Annotated in this window: 4 protein-coding genes and 1 pseudogene; all 5 read right to left on the minus strand. The window is 32.5% G+C overall.

Annotated features, from left to right (window positions below; genetic code table 11):
- Positions 1 to 759: 4Fe-4S binding protein (locus MR593_RS01315; protein ID WP_290686143.1), on the minus strand; the 759-nt coding region annotated here is incomplete at its 3' end.
- Positions 760 to 864: 105 nt separating this feature from the next.
- Entirely contained in the window at positions 865 to 2,424 is a 1,560-nt protein-coding gene (locus tag MR593_RS01320; RefSeq protein ID WP_290686145.1) for an AAA family ATPase, read from the minus strand.
- 174 nt (positions 2,425 to 2,598) lie between these two features.
- Positions 2,599 to 3,474 carry a DNA/RNA non-specific endonuclease gene (locus MR593_RS01325; RefSeq protein WP_290686148.1) on the minus strand — a complete coding sequence of 292 codons (876 nt, stop codon included), beginning with the start codon at positions 3,472 to 3,474 and terminating at the stop codon, positions 2,599 to 2,601.
- Positions 3,475 to 3,496: 22 nt separating this feature from the next.
- Positions 3,497 to 3,913 (minus strand): ribonuclease Z, encoded by a 417-nt coding sequence (locus MR593_RS01330; RefSeq protein ID WP_290686151.1) that lies wholly within the window; start codon positions 3,911 to 3,913, stop codon positions 3,497 to 3,499.
- Between the two features lie 155 nt (positions 3,914 to 4,068).
- A pseudogene (locus tag MR593_RS01335) lies at positions 4,069 to 4,248 on the minus strand (amidohydrolase); the annotation flags it as partial.

The raw sequence follows: 4,248 nt of genomic DNA on the forward strand, positions 1-4,248 counted from the left end.
ATTTATGTATAGAGCTTTTGGCTTGCATGTGTCTATACATTTGAAGCAATCTATGCATTCACTAGAAATAACCTTTCCGTAGATGCTTGTTTCTTCGTCGACGTCTATTGCCATTGGACATTTTTTGGTACATAAGTTGCAGTTTATGCATTCAGTCGAATCCTTTTTTATTTTATAAATGCGAGGCTTAGATATTAATGAAAATATTCCACCTAATGGACAAAAATATCTGCAAAAAGCTCTTTCTACAAACAGTGAAGATATGATTATCAGCAAAAGCAAAATCCCTCCAAATGTTAGGATCATGCTAAAATCTGACCAGCCCTTATATGATGAATATACGCCAAAGACATTCCATGGGCTGAGCTTTGCGTCTATTGTGATGTTGAAGGTCCAAAGCATTACAAATATTATTATTAATATGTACTTTATGTATTTTAATTTTTTATCGAGATTTGGGTTTATTTTTATTTTTTTTATTTTTAATTTTGCGCCTAGGTAATTTAGGAATTCCTGCATACTTCCAAAGGCGCAGATGTATCCGCAGAAAAATCTGCCTAGGAAAATCGTGATTGGTATTACTGCTATTAAAATTAATATCGGCGACATCATGCTAGATAATGTGAATGTCCCTTCTAATATTGCTCTGTATATTGATGATATTGCATTCCATGTCAATATGAATAGTCCTGGAAATAGTATAAAGCTTAACAGTTGAATAATGTGCCTTGTTATTTGCGTTATAGAGTATTTTTTCATTTTCAATCTCCTTATTTGTTTATTTAAAAAAAATTATAGCACTTTGAGGTAATATATATAATAGATTTATTACTTCAAAGTGCTATTTTTTAGTTCATTTAAATTTTAAATTTCTTCTATTTTACAGTTATGCTCCTTCTTTTTAGAATCATAGCATATAGCAACTGCCAATACTTTTTTGCCTTCATTTTCTAATTTAAATTTTTGTATATACTCTTTTTCCTTAATTTGATTTATTGCAACATCTGGTATTTCGTCCTTTTTAAGTTCGACTATAAATGCAACATCATTTTTTCTTCTTGGATGAAATGTAAAGTCGGCATATCCTTTGCCTGTTTTTTCCTCTCGTTCAACTCTATAAGTATCTCTTGCTGATAAATATGCAAGTGTGAGTACGCATGATAAACTATTTTCATCATTATATTGAAGTATTGGAATTTCAGAGTTATGGATATCATGAAGTATCTTTTCGACAGTTTCTGTATCTCCGTTTACTGTTGCTTTAAGCATAGTTCTAGAATTTTCTATTATCTCAGATACATATCCAAAAGATTTATCTTTTAAAGCTTTTTCAAATTCTATCATCAGCTCTTTATTCGGTATTTTTAAATACCCATCGTCATAAGACAAAAATCCTAAAACAATCATAGCAGAATAGATTTCTTCCTTAGTCTTCGGATCACCTTGCCCCGCTCTAAATTCTTCATTTATAGTTATATCTATCTCCTCTCCTGAAACCATTCTTATCACATCTTCTCTAATTTCAAGAGTATTATATTTAAGATATTTTGAAACCTCATCCATGGCTCCGGTATTTGTCCAATAGCTTTCACAGTAGTTATTTTCAAGCGCCTTAATTACAGAACGAGGGTTGTATATTTTTACTCCGTTTGCAGTAGAATATCCATTATACCATATTTCGAGCTCCTCAAAATTCATATATCCGTTTTCTTCACATAATTTTGCCACTTCATCCTTTGTAAATCCGAAAAATTCTCCAAATCTTCTATCCTTTAAAAATGTAAACTCATCAAACATATTAAGCGCCGAGCCACTAGAGTATCTTTTAATTGGTAGAACTCCTGTCATGTAACAAAGCAAAACAAATGGCTGGTCTTTTAATAAAAATGCCAAGAATTCCAAAAAGTCATCTTGATTTTCTTCAAATAAGTTTTTGCTAAATATATAGTCCCATTCGTCCAGTACAAATATAAATTTATCACCAGTACTCTCTAGCATATCTCCTATAGTAAAAAATTTATCTGGATCGATATAGGGATAATACTTAACAATATCTGAAATCAAAGATTTCTTTATCATATTCATATAATCATCGTATGTTTTTCCGTTGTCTGGAATTTTATTGAAGGATATATTTATTACGTTGTATTTATTTAAATTTTCGCTGTATCCATGTGACTTACTTATTTTTAAATTATCAAAAATATCCTTGGAGTCTACAGCCTTTGAGTAATATGCAGCTATCATATCTGCCACACTGGTTTTGCCAAATCTCCTTGGTCTAGTTATACATAGATATTTACTGCGCTTACCGATAAGTCTGTTCAAATGTTCTATTATTAAGGACTTATCTACAAAGTAATCACTTCTGTACAATTCTTCATAATTTTTAAAAGACCTATCGCTATTTAAATACAAGCCCAAATTGACTCCTCCTCTCGTAAATGTACATTATTTCTATTATTAACTCATTTTCTATAATTATACCATAATGTGTTGATTTACACACACCAGTGTGTATTTGCACGCCTTAATATATATAAAAGGCTGATTACCTTATTTGGAATCAGCCCTCTAACTTTGCTATTTTTTATGTATCTATCTCTTAGCCTTTCTATATCCAGCATCCTGAGCTTCCTTTTCGCTTCCGAAAATAACTAGGTTATCAGAATTTTTCATATCATCGTAAGCTGCTTGACCTGGACAGTGGTAAACCTTTGAATTTTTATTTCCTCTTATTTCTACCTTTTTAGAGCTTGATGCTTCGTTGTCGCTGTCATCTGTGCTCAAGTGACTTTCACCTGTAGCGTAATCTATTGTAACGCCTGGTTGCACGTTATACACAAACACGTTAAACTGAATTCCCTCTCCGTCATCTTCAACAGATTCGGCTTCCATTTGCACGCCCTTTGCCACTAAGTCATCACCGTCGTAAACAGGAGTCACTCTGTATAAAACGTGGTTATTTGTTTCTTTTACGTAGTCGGCAACCATATTCTCAAAAGGAAGCATACCGTCTACGTTTAAATATCTAGTTCCTGTGATTAAATTTTGCTTGTTGGCATTTTCTGCAGTAAGCTGATATCCGATTAAATGACATCTGTTATATAGATATTTTCCGTCTACGCAATCGTATTTGACAGTTTGCCATCCAGTTGGTTTTACGCTGCTTATGCTGCCTCTGTTTTCAGTAGGCATTAGATCTTGTCCTACATTTGCATATGCTACTCCACATCTTCCTAAGCTATCAAGGTCGCTATATGTTTCGAACGATTCTGATGTTTTATCCTTTTCATCAAAATTAGGCACATTGTCATTTATCTCTACATATGCCTCATCTGAATACTCCGGTAAATTACTCAAAGTTATCCCTTGCTGTGCGTTAGGATTTTCTCCACCTGGATTATCAAGTGGCTGACATCCTACCAAAGTCAAACTCAGGATAAATATCATTAAAAATCTCAATAATTTCATTTCCTCATCTTCCTCCAATGTCTTATTTTCTTATAATAACTTTTTTAGTGATTTTTTCGTGTGATTTTCCGACAAACTCCTCCTCTGATGCTATCTCCCAGTTGCCGTTTGAAATATCGATATCGAATTTTAAGCTGCTTGGATATCTTCTATTCCAATAATATATTATTAGTTTGTCTATGCTATCTTCAAATTGGCTTAATTTCTTGTCCTCAATAAATTGGAAGTTTTCCTTATCCTCTATTGGCAGATTTTCATCTACTACTATGTTCTTTCCACTGTTGTCAGCTTCAAACATCTTAAAAGAATAGGCGTTCATAATCAGTTTTTTATCACCTAAATTCTTATAAATATCTTCTCTAATCGCCACATCTTGGCTGACCCTTCTTTTATTGAACATCATTCCATTATTATCCTCTACACAGACAATTACATTCATTTTTCTTCCTCCTTCCCTATATTTCTTATTATAATTGCTATTGTTACTTTTTACTACTTAAACTTATTGCCATTTATTGGGCACAAAAAAACTTTCTTGAATTAAAGTAAATAAAATTACTAAAAATCAAGAAAGTTTCAATTTTTATCTAAAATCTATTTGTGATTTTTTAGCCACATTATAGCACTATAAGCGTGGATAGCCGCTCCTGTTGGAAGTATGTCTTCGTTGAATACTACCTTTTCATTGTGCATAGGCTCGCCGTATAGTTCGTTTTCTTGTTTGCTACCTGCACCTAACATGATGTATAAGCTCGGTACTTCATATGAATAAGA

Origin of the sequence: Intestinibacter sp. (assembly GCF_022780145.1) — a bacterium.
In the GTDB taxonomy this organism is placed as follows: domain Bacteria; phylum Bacillota; class Clostridia; order Peptostreptococcales; family Peptostreptococcaceae; genus Intestinibacter.

Coding starts and splice junctions, on each gene's coding strand:
- MR593_RS01325 (WP_290686148.1), bottom strand. CDS start 3,474: ATGAAATTATTGAGATTTTTAATGATATTTATCCTGAGTTTGACTTTG.
- MR593_RS01330 (WP_290686151.1), bottom strand. CDS start 3,913: ATGAATGTAATTGTCTGTGTAGAGGATAATAATGGAATGATGTTCAAT.